Source organism: Brevundimonas abyssalis TAR-001 (assembly GCF_000466985.1).
GTDB lineage: Bacteria > Pseudomonadota > Alphaproteobacteria > Caulobacterales > Caulobacteraceae > Brevundimonas > Brevundimonas abyssalis.
In genome coordinates this window covers 13,811-35,265 of sequence record NZ_BATC01000026.1, presented here as the reverse complement: position 1 = coordinate 35,265, position 21,455 = coordinate 13,811, and the positions used below count along the sequence as shown (strand labels likewise).

The 21,455-nt window shown below is 65.9% G+C and carries 18 protein-coding genes and 1 tRNA gene; 11 read left to right on the top strand and 8 right to left on the bottom strand.

Annotation, left to right across the window (positions count from 1 at the left end; all coding sequences use genetic code 11):
• Positions 1-149: 149 nt before the first annotated feature.
• Positions 150-1,430: a dicarboxylate/amino acid:cation symporter gene (locus tag MBEBAB_RS08325; RefSeq protein WP_021697521.1), complete on the top strand. Its 1,281-nt coding sequence runs from the start codon at positions 150-152 to the stop codon at positions 1,428-1,430.
• A 16-nt stretch (positions 1,431-1,446) separates the two neighbouring features.
• On the opposite strand, the gene MBEBAB_RS08320 is transcribed toward MBEBAB_RS08325, so the two are convergent.
• The 3 genes from MBEBAB_RS08320 to MBEBAB_RS15125 form a co-directional block, all read right to left on the bottom strand.
• Positions 1,447-3,597 (bottom strand): TonB-dependent receptor domain-containing protein, encoded by a 2,151-nt coding sequence (locus MBEBAB_RS08320; protein ID WP_021697520.1) that lies wholly within the window; start codon positions 3,595-3,597, stop codon positions 1,447-1,449.
• 95 nt (positions 3,598-3,692) lie between these two features.
• The gene (locus tag MBEBAB_RS08315; protein WP_021697519.1) at positions 3,693-4,052 is read right to left on the bottom strand and encodes a hypothetical protein; all 360 of its coding nucleotides are present in this window, start codon (positions 4,050-4,052) and stop codon (positions 3,693-3,695) included.
• 142 nt (positions 4,053-4,194) lie between these two features.
• The gene (locus tag MBEBAB_RS15125; RefSeq protein WP_021697518.1) at positions 4,195-4,779 is read right to left on the bottom strand and encodes a hypothetical protein; all 585 of its coding nucleotides are present in this window, start codon (positions 4,777-4,779) and stop codon (positions 4,195-4,197) included.
• A 293-nt stretch (positions 4,780-5,072) separates the two neighbouring features.
• On the opposite strand from MBEBAB_RS15125, the gene MBEBAB_RS08305 reads away from it, so the two are divergent.
• Positions 5,073-6,869, top strand: coding sequence for a long-chain-acyl-CoA synthetase (locus tag MBEBAB_RS08305; RefSeq protein ID WP_021697517.1), 1,797 nt, complete (start codon positions 5,073-5,075; stop codon positions 6,867-6,869).
• A gap of 311 nt (positions 6,870-7,180) precedes the next feature.
• On the opposite strand, the gene MBEBAB_RS18650 is transcribed toward MBEBAB_RS08305, so the two are convergent.
• From MBEBAB_RS18650 to ppa, 3 genes are read right to left on the bottom strand one after another with little or no spacing between them, the layout of a single operon-like run.
• Positions 7,181-8,026: a cobaltochelatase CobT-related protein gene (locus MBEBAB_RS18650; protein WP_373852893.1), complete on the bottom strand. Its 846-nt coding sequence runs from the start codon at positions 8,024-8,026 to the stop codon at positions 7,181-7,183.
• A complete protein-coding gene (locus MBEBAB_RS18645; protein ID WP_373852891.1) occupies positions 7,912-9,048 on the bottom strand; it encodes a hypothetical protein in 1,137 nt (378 codons plus the stop codon). Before MBEBAB_RS18645 ends, MBEBAB_RS18650 begins: the two co-directional genes overlap by 115 nt.
• Before the next feature lie 39 nt (positions 9,049-9,087).
• Complete coding sequence (gene ppa / locus MBEBAB_RS08295; RefSeq protein WP_045319077.1) at positions 9,088-9,627, bottom strand: inorganic diphosphatase; 540 nt, start codon at positions 9,625-9,627, stop codon at positions 9,088-9,090.
• Between the two features lie 150 nt (positions 9,628-9,777).
• On the opposite strand from ppa, the gene MBEBAB_RS08290 reads away from it, so the two are divergent.
• Positions 9,778-10,482: a DUF599 domain-containing protein gene (locus MBEBAB_RS08290; RefSeq protein WP_021697514.1), complete on the top strand. Its 705-nt coding sequence runs from the start codon at positions 9,778-9,780 to the stop codon at positions 10,480-10,482.
• A gap of 372 nt (positions 10,483-10,854) precedes the next feature.
• Here MBEBAB_RS08290 and MBEBAB_RS08285 read toward each other — a convergent pair whose 3' ends face one another.
• A complete protein-coding gene (locus MBEBAB_RS08285) occupies positions 10,855-11,586 on the bottom strand; it encodes an N-formylglutamate amidohydrolase (protein WP_158332129.1) in 732 nt (243 codons plus the stop codon).
• A gap of 107 nt (positions 11,587-11,693) precedes the next feature.
• Here MBEBAB_RS08285 and cpdR point away from each other — a divergent pair, with 107 nt between their 5' ends.
• Together cpdR and MBEBAB_RS08275 are read left to right on the top strand one after the other, a co-directional pair.
• Positions 11,694-12,050 (top strand): cell cycle two-component system response regulator CpdR, encoded by a 357-nt coding sequence (cpdR, locus tag MBEBAB_RS08280; protein WP_021697511.1) that lies wholly within the window; start codon positions 11,694-11,696, stop codon positions 12,048-12,050.
• Positions 12,051-12,233: 183 nt separating this feature from the next.
• A tRNA-Val gene (locus tag MBEBAB_RS08275) sits at positions 12,234-12,308 on the top strand.
• 395 nt (positions 12,309-12,703) lie between these two features.
• On the opposite strand, the gene MBEBAB_RS08270 is transcribed toward MBEBAB_RS08275, so the two are convergent.
• Positions 12,704-13,930, bottom strand: coding sequence for an acyl-CoA dehydrogenase family protein (locus MBEBAB_RS08270; protein WP_021697510.1), 1,227 nt, complete (start codon positions 13,928-13,930; stop codon positions 12,704-12,706).
• Between the two features lie 177 nt (positions 13,931-14,107).
• On the opposite strand from MBEBAB_RS08270, the gene MBEBAB_RS08265 reads away from it, so the two are divergent.
• The 6 genes from MBEBAB_RS08265 (at position 14,108) to MBEBAB_RS08245 (ending at position 21,399) form a co-directional block, all read left to right on the top strand.
• The gene (locus tag MBEBAB_RS08265; RefSeq protein ID WP_045319069.1) at positions 14,108-15,253 is read left to right on the top strand and encodes an acyl-CoA dehydrogenase family protein; all 1,146 of its coding nucleotides are present in this window, start codon (positions 14,108-14,110) and stop codon (positions 15,251-15,253) included.
• Positions 15,254-15,285: 32 nt separating this feature from the next.
• Positions 15,286-15,996 (top strand): enoyl-CoA hydratase-related protein, encoded by a 711-nt coding sequence (locus MBEBAB_RS15655; protein ID WP_158332128.1) that lies wholly within the window; start codon positions 15,286-15,288, stop codon positions 15,994-15,996.
• Positions 15,993-17,552, top strand: a complete 1,560-nt coding sequence (locus tag MBEBAB_RS08260) for a long-chain-fatty-acid--CoA ligase (RefSeq protein ID WP_081703464.1) — start codon at positions 15,993-15,995, stop codon at positions 17,550-17,552. Before MBEBAB_RS15655 ends, MBEBAB_RS08260 begins: the two co-directional genes overlap by 4 nt.
• Positions 17,549-18,535: a phosphotransferase family protein gene (locus MBEBAB_RS15650; RefSeq protein WP_200865115.1), complete on the top strand. Its 987-nt coding sequence runs from the start codon at positions 17,549-17,551 to the stop codon at positions 18,533-18,535. The genes MBEBAB_RS08260 and MBEBAB_RS15650 overlap by 4 nt, the downstream gene beginning before the upstream one ends.
• Before the next feature lie 34 nt (positions 18,536-18,569).
• Positions 18,570-18,914, top strand: coding sequence for a DUF6285 domain-containing protein (locus tag MBEBAB_RS08250; protein ID WP_200865114.1), 345 nt, complete (start codon positions 18,570-18,572; stop codon positions 18,912-18,914).
• A gap of 148 nt (positions 18,915-19,062) precedes the next feature.
• A complete protein-coding gene (locus MBEBAB_RS08245; RefSeq protein ID WP_045319067.1) occupies positions 19,063-21,399 on the top strand; it encodes a TonB-dependent receptor in 2,337 nt (778 codons plus the stop codon).
• Positions 21,400-21,455 lie beyond the last annotated feature (56 nt).

Sequence of the window (21,455 nt, the reverse complement as noted above, 5' to 3'; positions counted from 1 at the left end):
GCGGGGCCTCGGCGCGCCGGACCACGCCGCCCTGACCGTCCAGCCCCGCTGAGCCTGCAGCCCCTCTCCCAGCGGCTGACAGCGCCGCTGGATTCGACGCGGAGCGAAAATCAGCTAAGGCTCGCGGCCCTCATCATGCGGAGCCGCCCATGACCGCCGTCCTACGTTCCCTCAGCGCCCGCGTCCTGATCGCCCTGCTCATCGGCCTCGGCATCGGCGCCGTCGTTCAGGGTTCGGACATGGTCATCAGCCCCGGCGTGGTGTCCGGGATCGAGGCGGTCGGCGGGCTGTGGCTGAACACCCTGCAGATGACCGTCATTCCGCTGGTCTTCTCGCTGGTGGTGGTCGGCATCGCGGCGGCCTCGGACGCGGCGGCCACGGGCCGGCTCGCGGCGCGGGCGGTGGCCCTGTTCGTCGGATTGGTGGCGGCGGCCGCAGCCCTGACCCTGCTGGTCATTCCGCTGGTGCTGGCCCTGTGGCCGGTGGCGCCCCAGGCGGCCCAGGCCCTGATCACCGGGGCCGGCGGCGCCTCGACGGAGGGGCTGGCGGCGGCGGCCGAGGGCGGCGGCTTCGCCCAGTGGCTGAAGTCCCTCGCGCCCGCCAATCCCGTGCGCGCCGCAGCCGAGAACGCGGTGCTGCCGCTGGTGTTGTTCGCCGCCTTCTTCGGCTTCGCCGCCACCCGCCTGCCGGCCGACCAGCGCGCCCTGATCGTCAATGTGTTCGAGGCCGTGGCCCAGATCATGATCATCATCGTGCGCTGGGTGCTGCTGGCTGCGCCCATCGGCGTCTTCGCCCTGGCCCTGGTGCTGGGCCTGCGCAGCGGCTTCGGCTCGGCTCCGGCCCTGATCCATTACATCGTTCTGGTGTCCGGCGCCTGCATCGTCACCGTGCTGGCCAGCTATCCCCTGGCCGTTTTGAGCGGCCGGGTCTCGCTCGCCCGCTTCGCCCGCGCCCTGGTGCCGGTTCAGGCGGTGGCCTTCTCGACCCAGTCGTCCCTGGGCACCCTGCCGGTGATGGTCGAGCGGGCCCAGGACTTCCTGGGCATCCCCGAGCGCGTGGCGGGTCTGGTCCTGCCGCTGGCGGTGGCCATCTTCCGCATCACCAGCCCGGTGGCCAATCTGTCCGTGGCCCTGTTCATCGCCCATGTGTTCGGGCTGGAGCCCAGCTTCGGCCAGATGGCGGCGGCGGGCCTGGTGGCCCTGGCGGTGAGCATCGGCACCGTCGGCCTGCCCGGTCAGGTCTCCTTCTTCACCTCCATGGCGCCCATCTGCCTGGCGCTGGGCGTGCCGTTGGAGCTGCTGCCCCTGCTGCTGGCTGTGGAGGTGATCCCCGACATCTTCCGCACCCTCGGCAACGTCAGCGCCGACATGGCCGTCACCGTGGTGCTGGACGACAGCGAGCCGGAAGAGGCGGCGACCGGGGCGGCCTGACCCGCCCCGGCCGGGATCAGAAGGCCATCCGCACCCCGAACACCAGGTTGCGGCCGCGCAGGGGCGCCGCGTCCTTGATGAACGACGTGTGGTTCAGGGCCAGCTCGTCCAGCAGGTTCGTCCCGCGCACATAGACCTGCACCCCGTCGCCGCCCGCGCGCAGGTCATAGGCCAGGGTCGCGTTCAGCATGTCGTAGCCCGGCGTCTCGGTCTCGAAGTCGGCGACGCGGTCCTGCTCGAACACCCGATAGTATTCCAGATTGCCGCTGAGCTGGTTCCAGCCGCCGTCGAGGCGCGCGCCCAGGCGGGCGGCCGGGATGCGCGGCAGGTTGCCGGCCCCGTCCACCTCGGCCCGCACATAGTCGCCGAACACCGTGGCCGAGAAATTCGGGCTGAACCGGTGGCGCACCTCGCCGTCGATCCCGGTGAACTCGGCGTCGGCCTGGGTGTACTCGATCAGGCGGAAGTCTTCGACCTGGTCCAGGGTCCGGGCGTAGATGTAGTCGTCGAAATCGTGCCGGAAGGCGCTGATGCTGAAGGTGGTCGGGCCGGTGGTCTTGCGGAAGGTCAGCTCCAGGGTGTTGGCCGTCTCCACGTCCAGATCGGCGTTGCCCAGTTCATAGGTGCTGGTGGCCACGTGCACACCCCGGGCGTAGAGCTCCTGCACATTGGGGGCCCGCTGCGAGCGCGAGGCGGTCAGGGCCACCGACCAGCCCGGCATGGGCGCCCAGGCGGCCGAGCCCGACAGGGACAGCGGATCATGGTCGCGGTCCGGACGGCCCACGGCCTCGGTCTCCTGCCACTCCTGACGCACCGCGCCCTCGAAGCGCCAGTCGTTCCACTGGTACTGCTCCAGCACGAACAGGGCGTTGGTGCGGGTGATGCTCTCGGGCACGAAGCCTTCGTCGCCCACGGCCGCGAAATCGCTGCGGGCGGTCTGGAAGCCCACCACGCCGCGCAGGCCGGCGATGGGGGCGTGTTCGACCTCGACCCGGGCGTCGTGGCCCTCGTTGGTGAAGCGGGTGCCCACTTCGCCGCCCTCGATCTCTTCGTGCTCGTAGTCGGTCAGGCCGCCGCGGAAGCGGATGCGCTCGATCCCGGCGAAGGGATCGTTCAGCTCGCCGCGCACGTCGACGCGGCGGTTCTGCAGATCGACCCAGGGCGCGGCCTCGTCCTCGTGGTCGTGCTCTTCGTCATGATCGTGGTCGTCCTCGTCCTCGTCGTGGCCGCCGCAGTGCAGGGACGTCCCGTGCGGATGACAGTCCTCGAACTCGTGCGCGTGGCCCGGCAGACCGTAGCGGCTGTTCTGCTCGGTCACGGCCACACCCAGATAACCGCGCGACCCGATCCATGAGGCCCCCACGGTCAGGGTGCGAGTGTCGTTGAAGGTGCCGTCGACGCGGGTGACGGGGCCCTCGTCCTCATGATCGTCGTGGTCGTCGTCGTGATCATCATCGTGATCGTCGTCATGATCCTCGTCCTCGTGATCGTCATGATCCTCATGGGGACGCAGATAGGAGGGGATGTCGTAATCGTCGCTGGTGCGGTCCACCGCCTCCAGCCGGATGGCGAAGTTTCCGGCCCCGGCGGTCAGGCCCACCACCCCGGTGCGCTCGCCGTCAGCGGTGCCGCCGCGGAACTCGATGGCCCCGTCCACGCCGCCCGCCGGGATCTCGGTGGGAATCTTGCGGTCCAGCAGATTGACCGCCCCGCCGATGGCGCCGCCGCCGTACAGCAGGGCGCTGGGGCCGCGCAGGATCTCGATGCCGTCCAGCAGCAGGGGCTCGCCCGCCACCGCATGGTCCGGGGACACCGCCGAGGCGTCCATCAGCTCGGACCCGTCCGTCAGCACCTTGACCCGGGGCGAGGTCTGGCCGCGGATCACCGGGCGGCTGGCGCCCGCGCCGAAGGTGTCCGAGTTGACGCCGGGAATGCCCTGCAGCGTCTCGCCCAGGGTCGCCTGACGCCGGCGCACCAGTTCATCGCCCGTCAGGACCGCAATATTGCTGATGACCTCGTCGCCGCGCTGATCCAGCGGCAGGGCCCGGACCACGACGCCGTCCAGCTCCGTCACCGGGGGCGCGGCGGCGGCTTCGACCGCAAAGGCGGGCGTGGCGACGAGCACCGACAGGGCGGTGGCGGTCAGAAGGGCGGTCTTGCAGTGCATGCGGTGGTCCTCGAGGCTGGTGACCGCACTGCTATGTTATAGTGTATCACTTTGCAAGCCCGAAGCGGCACTCCCCGCTTGCCGGGCCGCCCGGATCAGCGTCCGCGCACGATCTCGATGACGATGCGGTCTCCCGTGGCCGAACGGGCGTTCCACCGGGTGCCCACGTCGCCTTCGACCAGAGGCGTGCAGAAGGGAATGGGTATCGGAATGGGGCGGCGCTGGGTGAAGCAGAGCTCGTCGTCCCGAATGCGCCAGACCCCGCTGGAGGCGCGGGTGCCATGGCCACGATAACGGCCGTCGCGGTCCAGCCACATGCGCGAGACCCGGCCGTCGCTGCCTGTGATCTGCAACGTGTGGCGGAAGGCCGGCTCCAGCCGCGTCAACCCGGAGTCATCAACGGCGCCGCCCGTCAGGGCCGCCCCAAGAACCAGTACAGCGCCCAGACCCGCCAAGACCGCTCTCCACACGCATGTCGATGAATGACGGCGCGGACTGAACCACAAGGCGGCCGGGGTGGGAACCATGATCGCCCGGGGGGATGCGAAAAACCCCCGGCGGTCAACCGCCGGGGGTCTTGAGGCCGGGTCGTCCGGATCAGTTCGGCTCGACCACGATCAGCGGCGCGGGCGTCTCCGCGGCGGGGGCGGTCACGGCTCCGCCTTCGCCTTCGGCGGCCACCACCGACTCGTAGGACTGCGGTCCGGCCGGGGCGGCGGCTTCGACAGGAGCCGCCGGTTCAGCCTGACGGGCCGGCGCAGACGTGGCCGGGGTCGGGCGCGCGGCCGGGGCGGGTGTCGGGGCCGGCGCAGATGCGGGCGGTGCGGTCGTCACCGCGTCGGCGGCCGGATTCTCGCGGGCCAGAGCCTCAGAAGCCAGGCCGGTTTCAAGCGCTTCGCCCTCCAGCGGAGCGCTCTCGGCGGAGGCGACGGGCGCGCTGATCAGGGCCGCGGGCTCGGCCGGTGCGGCGGCGTCCTCGCCGGGGTTCATCAGGGCCCAGGCGCCGATGGCGGCCACGGTCAGGGCGCCCACGGGGGCCAGGATCATCCAGGACCGCACCTTGCCCCGGCGCACGGGACCGCGCGCATAGACGGGGGTGGCGGCCTCGGCCTCGCGGGCCATCATCTCCGGCACGGTGGGCTGGGGCTCGGGGCGGATGGTGTCGGGGTAGATGAGAGACATCGGTGTTCTCCTGCACGGTTGAGCGGGATGAACCGGCCCTCGACCTCACGGTTCCGTGAGCGGCGGGAAAGCCCCGAAGAAACACCGTTGCGGCCGCAATCGCACCGGAAGCCGCCAAGAAACCGCCCGAATGGTCACGCTTTCGGGCCGAAAACGGGCGGTCGGGGCCTTGATGAGAAAGTCACGCCCGACCGCGATCTGGCGCCGGAATTCGCCCATCGGTTGACCGGGCGTTCAGCCTTGTTCATCACCATGGACAGGTCGGAACGGAATCACTGGAGGCGTTGGGAACGATGGGTTTGATGGCGAGTATCCGCCGCGATCTGCGCTTCATCGGCGGCTTGCGCCGCCTGCTCAAGCGCATCAAGCCGATCCAGCTCGACAGCCCCGACCTGGTCTGTGACGACTGGGAGGAGGTGGTCGACCGCTTCCCCGACAACGTCGCCATCACCGACGAACGGCGCGCCTTCACCTATCGTGAGCTGGACGCCCTGGCCAACCGCTACGCCCACTGGGCCCGGGGCCGCAATCTCAGGCGCGGCGACGCCGTGGCCCTGATGATGATGAATCGGGCCGACTACATCGCCGCCTGGATGGGACTCTCCAAGGTCGGCGTCGCCGCCGCCCTGATCAACACCAACCTGAGCGGCCAGCCCCTGGCCCACTGCCTGAACATCGTCGGCGCCTCCCAGGTCCTCGCCGACGAGGAGACCTGGCCCCAGGTCGAGACCGCCCGGCCGTATGCTGAAAAGACCATCATGCTGTGGGTGCTGGGGCTGAACGCCGAGGACGAGGCCAGCGAGCGCCGCGGTCTGGACGCGGGGGTGCGCGGAACCTCGGGCGTGCGGCCCGACCGGTCCCTGCGCGCGGGCCTGACCAACCGCGACACCGCGCTCTACATCTACACCTCCGGCACCACCGGCCTGCCCAAGGCCGCGCGCATCCCCCATTCGCGGGCCCGCACCTATATGCGCGCCTTCGCCGGCGCCACGGCCTCCACGGACAAGGACCGGCTGTACTGCGTGTTGCCGCTCTATCATTCCACCGGCGGCCTGGTGGGCGTCGGATCGGTGCTGCTGAACGGCGGTTCGGTGATCCTGCGCCGGAAGTTCTCGGCCACCGGCTTCTGGCCCGACGTGGTCGAAAGCGGCGCCACCACCTTCGTCTATATCGGCGAGCTGTGCCGCTATCTGGTCAACTGCCCGCCCAACGAGATGGAGCAGGCGCACACGCTCCGGCTCGCCTTCGGCAACGGCCTGCGCCCCGATGTGTGGCCCGAGTTCAAGGACCGCTTCGCCATCCCCCAGATCCTGGAGTTCTACGGCTCCACCGAAGGCAATGTCTCGCTGTTCAATTTCGACGGACGGCCCGGCGCCATCGGCCGGGTGCCGGGCTATCTGCGCAGCCAGCTCAACATCCGCCTGATTCAGTATGACGTGGAGGCGGATGAACCCGCCCGCGGGCCCAACGGCCGCTGCATCGAGTGCAAGCCCGGCGAGATCGGCGAGGCCATCGGCCAGATCAAGGCCGACATCCGCCATGACTTTTCGGGCTATGCCGACAAGGCCGCCTCGAAAAAGAAGATCCTGCACGACGTGTTCGCGACGGGCGACGCCTGGTTCCGCACCGGCGACCTGATGAAGCAGGACTCCGATGGCTATTTCTACTTCATCGACCGCATCGGCGACACCTACCGCTGGAAGGGCGAGAACGTCTCCACCTCCGAGGTCGAGCAGCGCCTGGCCGAGGCGCCGGGCGTCAAGGAAGTCATCGCCTATGGCGTCCAGGTGCCCGGCCACGATGGCCGCGCGGGCATGATCACCGTGGTTCCGGACGGCCGGTTCGGCGTCAAGAAATTCGCCGCCTTCGTCAACGAGGAGCTGCCGCCCTTCGCCCGGCCCGTGTTCGTGCGGGTGGCCCGCGAACTGGAGACCACCGGCACCTTCAAATACCGCAAGGTGGATCTGGTGAAGGACGGCTTCGACCCGGCCATGGACGACGACGTGCATGTGCGCGACGACAAGGGCGCCTACACCCGCCTCAAGCCCGAGACCTACGCCGTCATCATGAAGGGCGAGGCGCGTCTCTGACGTCGCCCGGATCGGGGCAGGGTGCGCCTTGTTCCCCCTGATTTCGGCGGCGCTCCTGTGTGTTTACAGGGGCATGGCGTTTTCATCCGGCCTTTTCATCCCCCTGCTTCCGGGCGCCGCATAATGGCCGGTCCGGGTCTGGCGGCGTGACGGCCGCCGCCCCGGCGGAATTCAGACAGTCTGAATTCACGGACGTTTTTCGCTCGGAGGGAAACCACAGACAAAACAACGGCCTGACGCGGTCGGGTCGCGCCGGTTTCAGACTATTCGGACAATTCAGACTGTCTTTTTTCCGGTCGCAGAGTCTGAAATCAGGCGGCGCGACGGCGGCGCTGGGGGGCCGGTCTGGCCTCGGCCTCGAACAGCTCGGCCAGCTTCTCGGTCATGGCCCCGCCCAGCTGCTCCACGTCGGTGATGGTCAGGGCCTTGCGGTACCAGCGGGTCACGTCGTGGCCGATGCCGATGGCCAGCAGCTCCACCGAGGAGCGCTCCTCGATCCAGCCGATCACCCCGCGCAGGTGCTTGTCCAGATACAGGGAGGCGTTGGCCGACTGGGTGGAGTCGTCCACCGGGCTGCCGTCGGAGATGACCATCAGGATGCGCCGCGCCTCGGGGCGCGCCAGCAGGCGGTCGTGGGCCCACAGCAGGGCCTCGCCGTCGATGTTCTCCTTCAGCAGGCCCTCGCGCATCATCAGGCCCAGGTTCTTCTTGGACCGGCGCCAGGGCGCGTCGGCGGCCTTGTAGATGATGTGGCGCAGGTCGTTCAGGCGGCCCGGCTCGGGCGGCTTGCCCGCGCTGATCCACGCCTCGCGCGACTGGCCGCCCTTCCAGGCGCGGGTGGTGAAGCCCAGCACCTCCACCTTGACGCCGCAACGCTCCAGCGTGCGCGCCAGGATGTCGGCGCACACCGCCGCCACCATGATCGGCCGCCCGCGCATGGAGCCCGAGTTGTCCAGAAGCAGGGTCACCACCGTGTCGCGGAAGGGGCTCTCGCTCTCCTGCTTGAAACTGAGCGGGGCGGTGGGGTCGGTGATCACCCGGGTCAGGCGGGCGGTGTCCAGCACGCCTTCCTCCAGGTCGAACATCCACGACCGGTTCTGCTGGGCCAGCAGGCGGCGCTGCAGCCGGTTGGCCAGCCGCGCCACGATGCTGGACAGCTGCACCAGCTGCTGGTCCAGCAGCGATCGCAGCCGCGCCAACTCATTGGGATCGCACAGCTCTTCGGCCCCGATGGTCTCGTCGAAGGCGGTGGTGAAGGCGCGGTAGCCGTCGGTGGGCCGGCCGTCGTCGGCGTTGGCCCGGCGTTGGGGCTGGTCGCCCTCGGACAGCTCGGGATCGCCGTCGCCGGGCTCGGCCTCGCCGTCCGGGCGTCCGCCCTCGGGCCGGTTCTCGCGCTCGTCCTCGGCCCCCGCGTCGTCGGCCGAGCCTCCATGGATTGGCCGCCCTCGCCGCCGGCTTCGTCCTCGTCCTGATCGTCGGCGGCGTCCGGCTCCTGCGGATCGGGCGCCTCCTCGCCGGGGTCGTCCGAGGCGTCCTCGCCGCGCCCGTCGCCCGGGTCCAGATCCAGCGCCCGCAGCACGTCCTTCAGGGCCGTCCCGAACGCCGCCTGATCATCGGCCAGCCCCGTCAAGGCGTCCAGCTGATCGCCCGCGCGCGCCTCAAGGTCCGCGCGCACCAGATCCACCATGGCCTTCAGCCCGTCCGGCGCGGGCTCGCCGGTCAGGCGCTCGCGCACCAGCAGGCCCACGGCCTCGGCCACGGGCACCCGCTGGGCCTCGGTCGCCGCGGCCGCCCCCATGCGGTGCAGGCGCGACACCAGGGCTGCGTTCATGTTCTCGCGTACGCCCTTCAGAGACATGGCGCCCACCGCCTCGATGCGGGTCTGCTCCACCGCGTCGAACACCTCGGCGGCCGAGGCGTCGGCCGGGCGCAGGCGGGCGTTCAGTCCCTCGTCATGGTTGGCCAGCCGCAGCGCCATGCGGTCCGCCTGGCCGCGCAGCGCCTGGGCTTCGGGCCCAGACGGATCGCGCGGCGGCGTGGGCAGGGTCAGCTGATGGCCGGCCAGCTTCGGGCCGTCCGAGCCGAAGGCCACCTCCAGATCCGGCTGCTCCGCCAGCGCGCGCGCGGCATGCGCCAGCGCGCGCTTGAAGATCTCGGTCGGACTGTCGGAAACGGCCATGCCCGACACATAGAGCAATGGGCGGACGGGGGAAGGGGCTTAGCCCTCCTGCTTCGCCTTGTGCGCGTCCATGCCCTGACGGATCAGCTCGGCCGCCTCGGACGCGTCGGCCCAGCGGTGAACCTTGACCGTCTTGCCCTTCTCCAGATCCTTGTAGCGGGTGAAGAAGTGCTCGATCTGCTCGATCAGGATGGCCGGCAGCTGGCGATAGCTGGCCACGTCCGAATAGAACGGGTTCAGCTTGTCCACCGGCACGGCCAGGATCTTCTCGTCCCCGCCCGCCTCGTCGGTCATCATCAGGGCGCCGATGGGCCGGGCGCGGATGACGCAGCCGGGCACCACGGGGGTCGGGTTGATCACCAGCACGTCGCAGGGATCGCCGTCGTCCGACAGGGTGTGGGGCACGAAGCCGTAGTTGCCGGGATAGTACATGGCGGTGTGCAGGAAGCGGTCGACGAACAGGGCGCCGGAGGCCTTGTCCATCTCATATTTCACCGGCAGGCCGCCCTGCGGGATCTCGATGACGACGTTGATATCCCAGGGCGGGTTGGGTCCGACGGGAACGGCGTCCAGCTTCATGGCGGTCTCTTTCGTGTGCTTCAGGCGAAACTCGGGGAGGGCGGCGTGATAGGCTCCGGCCGTCCGCGCCGCAAGCGTCACGATCATGCACTTGCGCAATAAGGACGTTGCATCGCAGCATAGGGCTCGCCGCGTGAAGAGGATCCGGCCATGACACCCTGGGACTGGGGCGCCCTCGCGCTCTTCTTCGTCTGCTGGCTGGGCTATGGCCTGCTGCTGCGCCTGCTGGCCGGCAAGGGTCATGTGCTGAATGACGACATGCTGTCGGTGCGCCAGGCCTGGATGAACCAGATGGCGGTGCGCGAGCTGCGCCTGGTGGACAGCCAGCTAATGGGCCACTCCATCAACTCCGCCTCCTTCTTCGCCTCGGCCAATCTGCTGCTGATCGCGGCGGTGGCGGGGGTGCTGTTCGGCGGCGAGACGGCGCTGAGGGGCGTGGCGGCCGTCGGCTCCGACATCGGCGGGGCGGAAGCGGCCTCGCTGGAGTTGCTCGAAGGCAAGCTGGGCCTGATCACCCTGTGCCTGGCGCGGGGCCTGCTGGATTTCATCTGGTCGATCCGCCAGATGAACTACACCCTCGCCCTGATCGGGGCGACGCCGGAGGGCGAGACCGCGATGGACCGCACCGCCTACGCCAAGGCGGCCGGATCGCTGTTGAATCCCGCCATGGTCGCCTTCAACAGCGGGGTGCGGGCCTACTACTTCGCCCTCGCCGCCACGGCGTGGCTGTTCGGTCCCCTGTGGCTTGCGCTGGGGGTCGCGGCCGCCTTCAGCCTGCTGCTGTGGCGCCAGAAGGGATCGCCCGCCGCCCGCGCGATCCGGAAGGCCAGCCTCATGCTTGAGGAAGATCGTTGATTTCGCACCCGCGAAATAGGTGACGCTTGATCACCATTTTCTGGAAGCGGTCTCTGTTACGGCATGTGATTGCAACTGCGAAATGGACCCTTGACGGATTGTGCATCGCAACGTAGCTTGATTTTCGACGCTTTCGAGCGTCTTGCCCTTCCTGGGCGTTTCCTCCCTATAGACTTTCAAACCGCGCCCCCGGGCGCGGTTTTTTTTGCCTGAAGCGTAGTGCCCAATCCTATTCCGCCGCCTGGGCGTGGGGTCGCAGCCTCGACCAGTCGTGGGCCGCCATCGCCGCCGTTACCCGACGGATGACCTTCTGCGCCATGGTGAAGTGCGGTCCGGGGGTGAGGACATCCTCATTCAGATACAGCCCCCGGTTCAGCTCCACCTGTACGGCGTGAAAGCCGTCGTCGGGTCGCCCCCATAACTGAGTGGACCAACCCCCCGCATAGGCCGGTTCAGCGCCACGCGCCACCCGGCCCGCTCGAACTGCGCGCGCAGCAGCCGCGTCACCTCGGCTGAACAGGACGAGCCGTGCCGGTCGCCCAGAACCACGTCCGGCCCCCGCACCCCGGCCGCGCGTCCCACTGCCCTTGAGGGCATGGAGTGCCAGTCCACCAGAACGGCGTATCCGAACCGGTCCCGCGCCCTGTGCATCAGGCGCTCCAGCGCCTCGTGATAGGGCCGGTGCGCCGCCGCCAGCCGGGCCAGGGCGTCATCATGGGTCAGGGCGTGGTCGCGGATCGTCTGGCCGTCGCCGGTCAGGCGTGGAATGACGCCGAACCCGGCCGCCACGCGGGGGGACGCCACACCGCCGCCCTCGACCACTTGTGGGTCCAGCTCATCGGGGTCGCGGTTCAGGTCCACATAGGCCCGACCCAGCTGCGCGGCGATCAGGGGCACGCCCAGGTCCGGATGCGGCTCCACCAGGCGGTTCACCAGGGCGTCTTCGGCGCTGCGCAGCGACAGGTCCGCAAGATCGGGACGCGCCCCCAGATCGTCCGGATACACATCGCCGGAATGGGGCGAGGCGAACACCAGCGGCGACACCACCGGCCGCGCCGCGTCCAGGGCGTCATGGGGGTCGAGGATGAACACGGGCGTCGCCATCGCCAAGCCATAGCCCATTTCACGAGCCTGTGGATGATCCGCCCGCCTTCATCGGCGGTTTACCGTCCCCGTTCTAGGTTTCGCTCAAGAACAACGGGGCGGCATCCATGGCGCGAATCCTTCTTGCGGAAGACGACGGCTCCCTGCGCGGGTTCCTGACCCGCGCCCTTGAGCGGGCGGGGCACGAGGTCACGGCGTGCGAGAACGGCGACGACGCCGTGGACGCGTTGGAGGACGGGCCCTGGGACCTGCTGCTCACCGACATCGTCATGCCCGGCGCCGACGGCATCGAGGTGGCGCGCATCGCCGCCAACCGCCAGCCGGGTCTGCGGATCATGTTCATCACCGGCTTCGCCGCTGTCGCCCTGACCGCCGCCCAGTCAACGCCCCAGGCCAAGGTGCTGTCCAAGCCCGTCCACCTGCGCGACCTGGTCGCCGAGGTGGAGCGCATGGTCGCGGCTTGACCTTGAACCATGTTGCGACGCGGTCGCTCGCGGCTTGAGGGCATGACGCTCCCCTGATCCTTCGCCGATGCGGGGGCTGCCTGTTCAGGTCCTGGAAGGCGATAACCCCCTTGCAGGGGCGAAGGCGACCGGGCTATAGACCACGCCTTCCCGTCCCCGGTCGCGTTCCGGGGCCGTCACGGCGGACGCGTAGCTCAGCGGGAGAGCACCTCGTTGACATCGAGGGGGTCACAGGTTCAATCCCTGTCGCGTCCACCATTCCTTTCAGTCAGTTAGGTCAAGAGTCTATCAGGCGTTGGCCTGATACTGGCCAGAAACCCTCTCGAGGTCACGGGCTGGCGCACTCAACAAAATCAGAGGTGGACTGCTTGCGACGGTTGAGAGTGCCTGCTCTTGGAATCTCAGGGATCCAGTCAGGTTCTGCCCCCATAGGAAACAGTGGCATAGCCATAGCCATGGACCGGTGCCGTCGGCAGGCAAGACTGGACAGGCCAAGCTGCTCCGTCGTCGCCGCGGTGCCTTCGACGGCGCACAGGGTGAGGCCGCACAGGGCCACCATGCGCCGGGTCGGATCTCGCGTGGAGCGGGCGAAGCTGCGCTCTAGCTGTGAAGTTTTGCCGCTCCTAGGCCACGTCCAGCAAAATCCGCCACGGTTACCCTGACAGCACCCTGCTCGCGTGCCGAAAGATCAGGTTGCGCTGGATCTCGCTTGTCCCGCCAAGGATCGTGTAGGCGCGTCCGAACAAGTACTGCAGCATCGCCACCGCCCCGCCTTCGACGCCGCGCATTTTCTCTGGCTGGTAAAGTTCAATGTATCCGGATTGGTCGCGAAGAGCGTCCTGGCCGAGCGCACGCACCCCGATCTCGGCTATTGCCTGCTGGAGCTCGGTGACCGTCAGTTTGAGGATCGACGGCCCGGCAGGTGAGGCAGCATCCCGCTCCGCAAGCGCAGCTTGCCGACGATTGTATGACTCGATGGCCGAGAGCCTGATTTCGGCTTCCGCCAAGGCCGTCTCAAGTCGCAGCCGTTCGAACCCATACGCCGGATCACCCGCCGGATGTGAGCGGTCAACGATGTTCCGAACCGCATCGATCTGGCCCCATACCGTCTGGAGCGATCCGACGCCCTTTCGCTCATGCTCCAGCAAGAACTTGGCGATCGACCAGCCCTTACCTTCTTCGCCGACCAGATTTTCGACTGGGACGCGGACGTCAGAGAAGAAAACCTCGTTCAGGTGATGCAACCCATCGATCGAGTGAATGGGCCGGACTTCGATGCCTGGTGTGGTCATGTCGATCAGCAGGAAACTGATGCCCTCCTGGGGACGCTGCGCGTCATCGGTGCGGACCAGCGCGAACATCCATTCTGCCCGGTGAGCATAGGTCGTCCAGATCTTCTGGCCATTGACGACATACTCGTCGCCATCACGAACTGCGCGCGTTCGAAGCGACGCGAGGTCAGAGCCTGAACCAGGCTCTGAATAACCCTGGCACCAAAGAATGTCGCCCTTCCGAAGCGGCTCCAAGTGCTTGGCCTTTTGCGCGTCAGTGCCGTATGAATAAATTACCGGCCCGATCATCTCGACGAAGACGCTTAGAGGCGGAGCTTCTGCGAGGGCCAGTTCTTCCTCGAAAACCTCCCTCCATCTCGCAGGCCAGCCGCAACCCCCGTATTCCACGGGCCATCCCGGTGTCGACCATCCCTGCTTGCCGAGAATTTTGTGCCACCGCTGCTGGACCGAATGATCGATGAGTTGAGTGGTGCGTGGCGCTTCCTTGATGTCCTTCGGCAGTGAAGCGGCCAGAAATGCTCGAACTTCACTGCGGAACGTATTCGCCGCCACTTCGTCGTCGCTCGGCAAAAACGCTGTTTCCGACATGGTGCCTCTTCGCATACAGAGCGCAATTTTTTGCGCAAAACAAATTCGCGGGAAGTCCTGAAAATAGGGACACCCTATTATGACCTCTCATCCAACGCTGTCCCCGGCCGTCGGGACATCCGTCTGATATTGCTTTGCGTCATATAGGATTACGACACCTGCCTGGAGGCTGACCGAATGGCTTTTGATTGTTCCAGCGAGCAGCGCCTTCTGAGGGATGCCCTGTCTTCATTCCTCGCCGATACCTACGATCCGGAGGCGCGCCGGAAGATCGTCGAGTCCAGCGGGGGGTGGTCGCCCGATATCTGGCGCCGAATGGCGACCGATCTCGGGATTCTTGGTTTGGGCTTCTCGCCGGACTGGGGCGGGGTCGGCGGTGATGGGCTAGACCAGATTCCGGTGATGGAGGCCATGGGCCAAGCGCTGGTTGTCGAGCCTTACCTTGAGACTGTCATCCTTTGCGGAAGCCTGCTGCGCTCATCGGATAGTTTGCTAGCGCGCCAGCTAGCCGTCGCCGTCACAGAAGGTCAGGCCAATCTGGCGCTCGGGCACCTGGAAGGGTGTGGGTTTCGACCTTACCACATCCAGGCTACCGCACAGAGGCTGGCGAGGGGCGGATGGCGGTTGACGGGGCGGAAGTCGGTTGTCATCGGAGCGAGCTGGGCGTCGCATTTGCTGGTCGTCGCGCGGATCGATGGCAATGATTTCGATCGTGACGGACTTGGCTTGTTTGTCATCGATATCGGCACCCCGGGGCTTGAGTTGGCCGCCTATCCGACCATCGACGGTCGCCGGGCCTGCGACATCACTTTCGCGCTCGATGTTACGGATGAGGCGTTCCTCGTCGAAGGCGCGGCAGACGCGCTTGACCTCGCCCTAGATGGCGCCACGGCAGGCCTCTGCGCCGAGGCCGTTGGTGTGATGCGCAGGATCCTCGGCGAAACGCACGCCTATCTCTCCGAGCGCCGTCAATTCGGCGTACCTCTTGCGACTTTCCAGGCTCTTCAACACCAAGTCGCCGACATGCTGGTGGCACTCGAACTGAGTTCGGGTCAAGCCTACGCCGCTGCAAACGGTTTAGACGCCACCGCGAGGGAGCGAGCATGCGCTATTTCAGCTGCAAAGGCGTTCGTCGGACAAGCCGCCCACCGCATGGGGCAGGCCGCCGTCCAGCTACATGGCGGCATGGGGATGACCGATGAACTGATCATCGGCCATCTGTTCAAGCGCGCCATCGTCATCGAGGCGCAGTTCGGTTCGTCTGACTACCATCTCAACCGGTATCGGATGCTCAAAGCCGATGCGCGCGGCAGGTTGCATTGACAGAGAGCGTCGTAACGACCGTCGATGGGGGCGTGGCGACGGTCACGCTGAACCGGCCCGAAGCGCGCAACGCCATATCGGGGGGCGTGCGCGACGGGTTGGCTGACGCTTTCTACGCGCTCGGAGGCAACAGCTCAGTCCGCGCCATCGTTCTAACAGGCGCAGGAGATCGGGCATTTTGCGCCGGTGTCGACAGGGAAGACGTCCCGGCGATGATTGCTAGTCTAGCGGACCTGAACGCAGCCCCTCAAATCGACCCCGCAACCATCGTCGCGCGCTCGCCGGTCCCGGTCATCGCTGCGGTTAACGGCGTGGCCGTCACCGGTGGGCTCGAGCTCATGCTCGCTTGTGACTTCTCCATTTGCGCAGACCATGCACGGTTTGCAGATACCCACGCACGCCTTGGGATCGCGGCCATGTGGGGCATGTCGGTGCGGTTACCCCGCCGCATCGGCGTCGAAAGAGCCAAGCAGATGTGCCTGACGGGCCAGTGGGTCGATGCATCTCAGGCAGCCGCGTGGGGTCTTGTGAACGCAGTAGTCCCTGGGGCGAACCTTGCGGAATCCGCACATGAGATCGCTGCCGCCATCAGCCGATGCGACCCGGATGCTGTCGCTTTCGTAAGACGCCAGCTTGAGGACGGCGTAATGGGCGCATTCTCGGACGCGCTTGTGCGGGAGACCTCAGCAGCATCAGAATTCAATAAAACTCGACCGTCGCGTCGAGATGGAGGACCAGGATGAATCCTACCGATCACGCGAAAGCCGCGAGCGACTGTCGGACTCTGACTCAACTTCTCGATGTCCATTCAGCCCACCTCGCCGAACACACCGCTGTCGTGTTTCAGGACAAGACAACGAGCTATCGTGCGCTGGCCGAGATCGGCGCGAACGTAGGCGCTGCTCTCATCGCAACCGGGCTTTCCGCCAACGATCACGTCGGCCTGCTTGCCAAGAACACCGACGCCTACTTCGAATTGCTGGCGGGGTGCAGTCAGGCCCGTTGCGTTCTCACCCCCGTCAACTGGCGCCTGGCTCCCGATGAAGTGTGCTTCATCCTGAAGGACGCTGAGGTCAAGGTGCTCTTCACATCCGCCGAATATCTCGAAATCGCGATCGGGCTTGCGGCGGAGATCGGGATCAAGCGCGTAATCCTCCTGGATGGTGAGCCGCCGGAAGGGGTCGAGGCCTACCTTTCGTGGCGAGAGACCGGAACGGACGTCTCGCTCGCCACCCCCAATGCCGATGATGTCCTTCTTCAAATCTATTCCTCCGGTACGACCGGATCGCCCAAAGGCGTGGAATTGACGCATGCCAACTTTCTCGCGGCCGCCGACCAGATCCGATACGGCATGGTCGGGCGCTGGGAGCCTGAGGACAGACTTTTGATCGCCCTCCCGCTATTCCACGCGGGCGCGCTTCTCACGGCAAGTTACGCTCTTCTCGCAGGCGCTAAGTGTGTAGTTCTCCGGGATGCCAGCATAGATGTCCTGCTGGAGACGGCCGAACGCCACCAAGTCACGAAGGTCGGCTTCGTGCCGGCGTTGATCCAGTTGCTGATCGATCACCCCGAGTTCCGTGCCGACCGCTTCTCCCACCTCGACACGGTGATCTATGGTGGCTCCGCCATCACGCCAACGTTGCTCCAGCGTGCGTTAGCGGTGCTTCCCGGGGAGTTTGTTCAACTGTTCGGATCTTCAGAAACCATGACGGCGGGCACTGTGCTGACGGGTGCCGATCATCTGATCGCCGAGCGTGTGGTTACCTGCGGCCGCGCCATGCAAGGCATCGATATTCGGATCATTCGGGCGGATGGCAGCGATGCCGATACCGATGAACCCGGAGAAATTCTGGTGCGGTCGGCGACCGTCATGAAGGGTTATTGGCGGCGCCCGGAACAGACGCGCGAGGTGATTGTCGACGGCTGGTATCACACCGGCGATGTCGGCTCTCTGGACGCCCACGGCTATCTGACGATCCGTGATCGCGTGCGCGACTTGGTCATCTCGGGCGGCGAGAACATCTATCCTGTCGAAATCGAGAACGTCCTCATTCAGCACCCGGAGGTTGCCGATTGCGCCGTGATAGGTGTGCCGGACACCCGGTGGGGCGAGGCGGTGAAAGCCATCGTCGTTCCGGCCCCGGGAGTCGAGCCCGGCGGCGACCGGCTGATCGCCTATCTCCAGGAACGTATCGCCCGGTACAAATGCCCCCGCTCAGTCGCTTTCATCGAGGCGCTCCCCCGGAATGCGACCGGGAAGGTGCTCAAGCGGGTCTTGCGTGAGACCTATTCCGAATGACGGAAGCCGAGTTGAAGGATCGTCTTCTGGCCGCGATGCGAAAGCGCGACTTGCCAGTCAATGATATCGGCAGCATGCGCCGTCTTACCGGAGGCGCCATGCAGGAAACCTGGCGGATCAATACCTCTTCGCCGTCGCCCTATGGTAACGTCATCCTTCGACGCGCATCAGACCGCGACGAGCCTCGTCCTGGCACAGTCAGCCTGCGGGTCCAGGCAGAGCTGACCGAGGCGTCTCGCATCCGTGGTGTGCCCGGCCCGGTCGTACTCGCCATCCTTGAGGACGCTGACGGCTTAGGCAAAGGCTTCGTAATGTCCTGCGTCGAAGGTGAGACGATCCCGCAACGGATACTCAAGCTGCCGATCCTTGCGAAGGCTCGCGAGACACTCGCAGACGAGTGCGGACGAATTCTAGCGGCGCTGCATGCAACGCCAAACCAAGTTCTGCCTGAGCTTCCGCATGTCACCGCAGCCGAACGCCTTCAAACACTGTATGCGCAGTATCGCCGCCAAGGGCGCAATCGGCCGGTGTTCGAGCTGGCATTTTCCTGGCTCCGGCGGCGACTACCCCCATCGGATATCGCTCCGACCCTCGTTCACGGTGACTTCCGGAACGGAAACCTGATTATCGACGAGAGCGGGGTTGCCGCGGTTCTCGATTGGGAGCGTGCTTTCATCGGCGATCCAATGTTCGACATCGGATGGCTGTGCATGGGCTCATGGCGGTTCGGCGCCATCGACAATCCAGTCGGCGGCTTCGGCTCCATTGAAGCCTTGGCCTCAGCCTATCAGGCCAAGGGCGGCCGTTTTGACCTGGACCGTGTGCGCTTCTGGGAAGCCTACGGCTCGCTGGACTGGGGCGTCACCACTGTCGACCTGGCGATCGAGGCTGAGGAGACCGGTGCCATTGAGACCGCTGCAATCGGGCGCCGTACGACCGAGACAGAGATCGATCTTCTTCGACTGATGAGGGATCATGGATAGCCCACTCGCCGAAACAGCTAGACTGGTCAGTCTCGTGTCCCGATACCTGAGGGATGACCTGCGCCCCGAGATCGAAGGACGACATGCGTTCTTGAGCTTGGTGGCGGCGAACCTGCTCGACGGGCTTGTCAGAGATCTGGAAACCGGCGGCGAGGCGGCTCAAGCCCGCAAGATCGGGCTAGTTCACCTGCTCGGGCGTGAAGGTTCGGAGGCCGAGCTGACGGAAGAACTTTGCAGCCGGATCGCAGAAGGCGCATTCGACGAGACTACGCCAGGCCTGCTGAACCACTTGTTGAAGACCACGATGGGTAGGCTGGAGATCGATCAGCCCAACTACGCTGCCTATCGGCGCGAGCGAGCGTTTGAGACTGACAGCTGAGACTGACCGCAGCATTGCAGGAGCGGGCTAGCCTAAACCGTTCGAGGGGGTCCTTTTTAGGCGCCCCCAAGGGGGGACATACGGAAGGCGCACGTCATTCCAATCTCAAGATGACGCCCACTAAAAGAGGCGGATCGGGAGGATTAAAATGGCCAAGCACGGATTTGCAGCTATGCTTTGTAGCTCCACAGCCCTTTTGGCTGTGACAACGGCATGGGCTCAGGAGCCGACCTCGGCTCAAACAAGCCAGTCCGGGGAGCAGGCAACCACTGTCGACGAGATTGTGGTCACCGCGCAGCGCCGATCCCAGGGCGTGCTATCGGTTCCAATGTCGATCACGGCGGTGAGCGGCGAAGACTTGAGTACATTGGGGATCACGGACGTGGCGGACCTTGTCCGCGTCACGCCTGGCCTGAGTGCGGTAGAAAGCGGCGCGTCGGTGCCGGTCTATTCGCTTCGCGGCGTCGGCTTTTTCGATACGTCGATCGCTGCCAGACCGACGGTCAGCATCTACCAGGATGAAGTGCCGCTGCCGTTTTCGATCATGACGTCGGGCGCCTCGTTCGACCTCCAACGCGTTGAGGTTCTGAAGGGCCCACAGGGTACACTCTTCGGGCAAAACTCGACCGGTGGCGCCATCAATTACATTGCAAATCGACCCAGCGACATCTTCGAAGCCGGCGTGACTCTGGATTATTCGAGCTATGATCGTGTTCAGGCAGAGGGCTATGTCTCCGGCCCGGTGAGCGACACGCTCGGCATGCGCCTGGCGCTTCGTACGGATCAGGGCGGCGATTGGCAGCGCAGCTACACTCGTGATGACGCCCACGGAGCTCGCCGCTACCTTCAGGGTCGGTTCATCGCGGATTGGCACCCGTCTGACAGAGTCGGCCTCAGTTTCACACTGAGCGGCTTCCAGGATCAGTCTGATACCCAGGCCGCCCAGCTCACTAACGTGATATTGCAGCGTCCGGTCTCCGGGCCGCAGGTGCCGCTGATCATTGCCTACCCGACGTCGCCCATGGATGCCCGCTCGGCAGACTGGAACGATGCCGGCTTCCCGCTGGAGCGAGACAACACCTTCTACCAGGCCGCCATCCGCGGTGAGTATTGGATCAACGACAACCTGCGCATCGTCTCGTTGACCTCCTACGCCGACATGGATGTACACCAGCGTGTCGATCTTGATGCGACGAGCATTGCAGCCGCGTTCACCGAGAACCGCGGCGCGGCGACGTCCGTGGCTCAGGAGCTTCGTCTGATCGGGGAGTACGACCGGCTGAACTGGGTGGTCGGCGCCAGCTATGCCGATGACAAGGTGTCGCAGATCGATGACTACTCGATCCCGTACACGACCGGCACGTTTTCCATTCCCACCGGGCGGTTCAGCCGCTTCTCGCTGGATTCCGACCAGGCGTTTGAGACGACGGCGCTGTTCGGCAACGTCGAATACGAGTTAACTGAAACGCTGACCGCATCACTGGGCGCACGCTACACCCAAGCCGACCTCTCTTATGTGGCGTGCAGTCGCGTTGGAAACCAGGAGACCGCCAATACGCTGACCGCCTTCTTCAACATTCTGAGGGGACCGACTCGTCCATTGCCGAGCGCCCTGCAGATTGGTGATTGCCTGACGGTCGACGCCACGACCACGCCGGGACAGGTGACGGGCGAACTGAACGAAGACAGCGTCTCATGGCGCGTTAACCTGTCGTGGTCGCCGGCGCCGCGCACGCTGTTTTACGCCAACGCCAGCCAGGGCTACAAAGCGGGCAGTGGACCGGTTCTGCCCGCTCTGGCGTCGAACCAGTTGAGTCCGGTGGTTCAAGAATCCGTGCTGGCATACGAGCTCGGCTTCCGGGTGCCGTTCTACAACAACATGTTCGATGCCAGCGGTGCGGTCTTCTATTACGACTACGCCGACAAGCAGCTGAAGAGCCGGACCTTGGTTGAGCCGGCGGTGCTGGGGGCGCTGGAGGCGATCGTCAACGTCCCGGAATCTCGCATTCAGGGGGCGGAACTACAGATCAATGCGCGTCCGATGGATGGTCTTACGTTCTCGATCACCGGGACCTACATCGACTCCGAGGTCACCTCGGATTTCATCGGCTACACCGTTCTGGGCGTGCAGGACGACTTTCAGGGGGAAGCGTTTCCCTACACGCCGGAGCTGCAAGTGGTCGCCAACGCCCGCTACGACTGGCGGGTGGGTGGCATGGACGCCTTCATTTCGACCAACGTCAACTACCGCAGCGAAACGGTTGCCGGCTTTGGTCAGAATCCGGTTCTGGAAATCGATTCCTATGCGACTGTTGACCTTCAGGGCGGGGTTACGACCGCGAACGGGGACTGGCAGGTGGTGGCATACGTTCACAACCTGACGGACGAGTACTACTGGACCAACGTTGCACGCCTGAATGACACGGTTCGTCGATACTCCGGCATGAGCCGGACGATGGGCGTGCGATTGACGCGGACTTTCTGAGCGGTTCCTCCCCGCTAGGCCCACTGGCCCCGCCGTCACCTTGGCGGCGGGGCCTC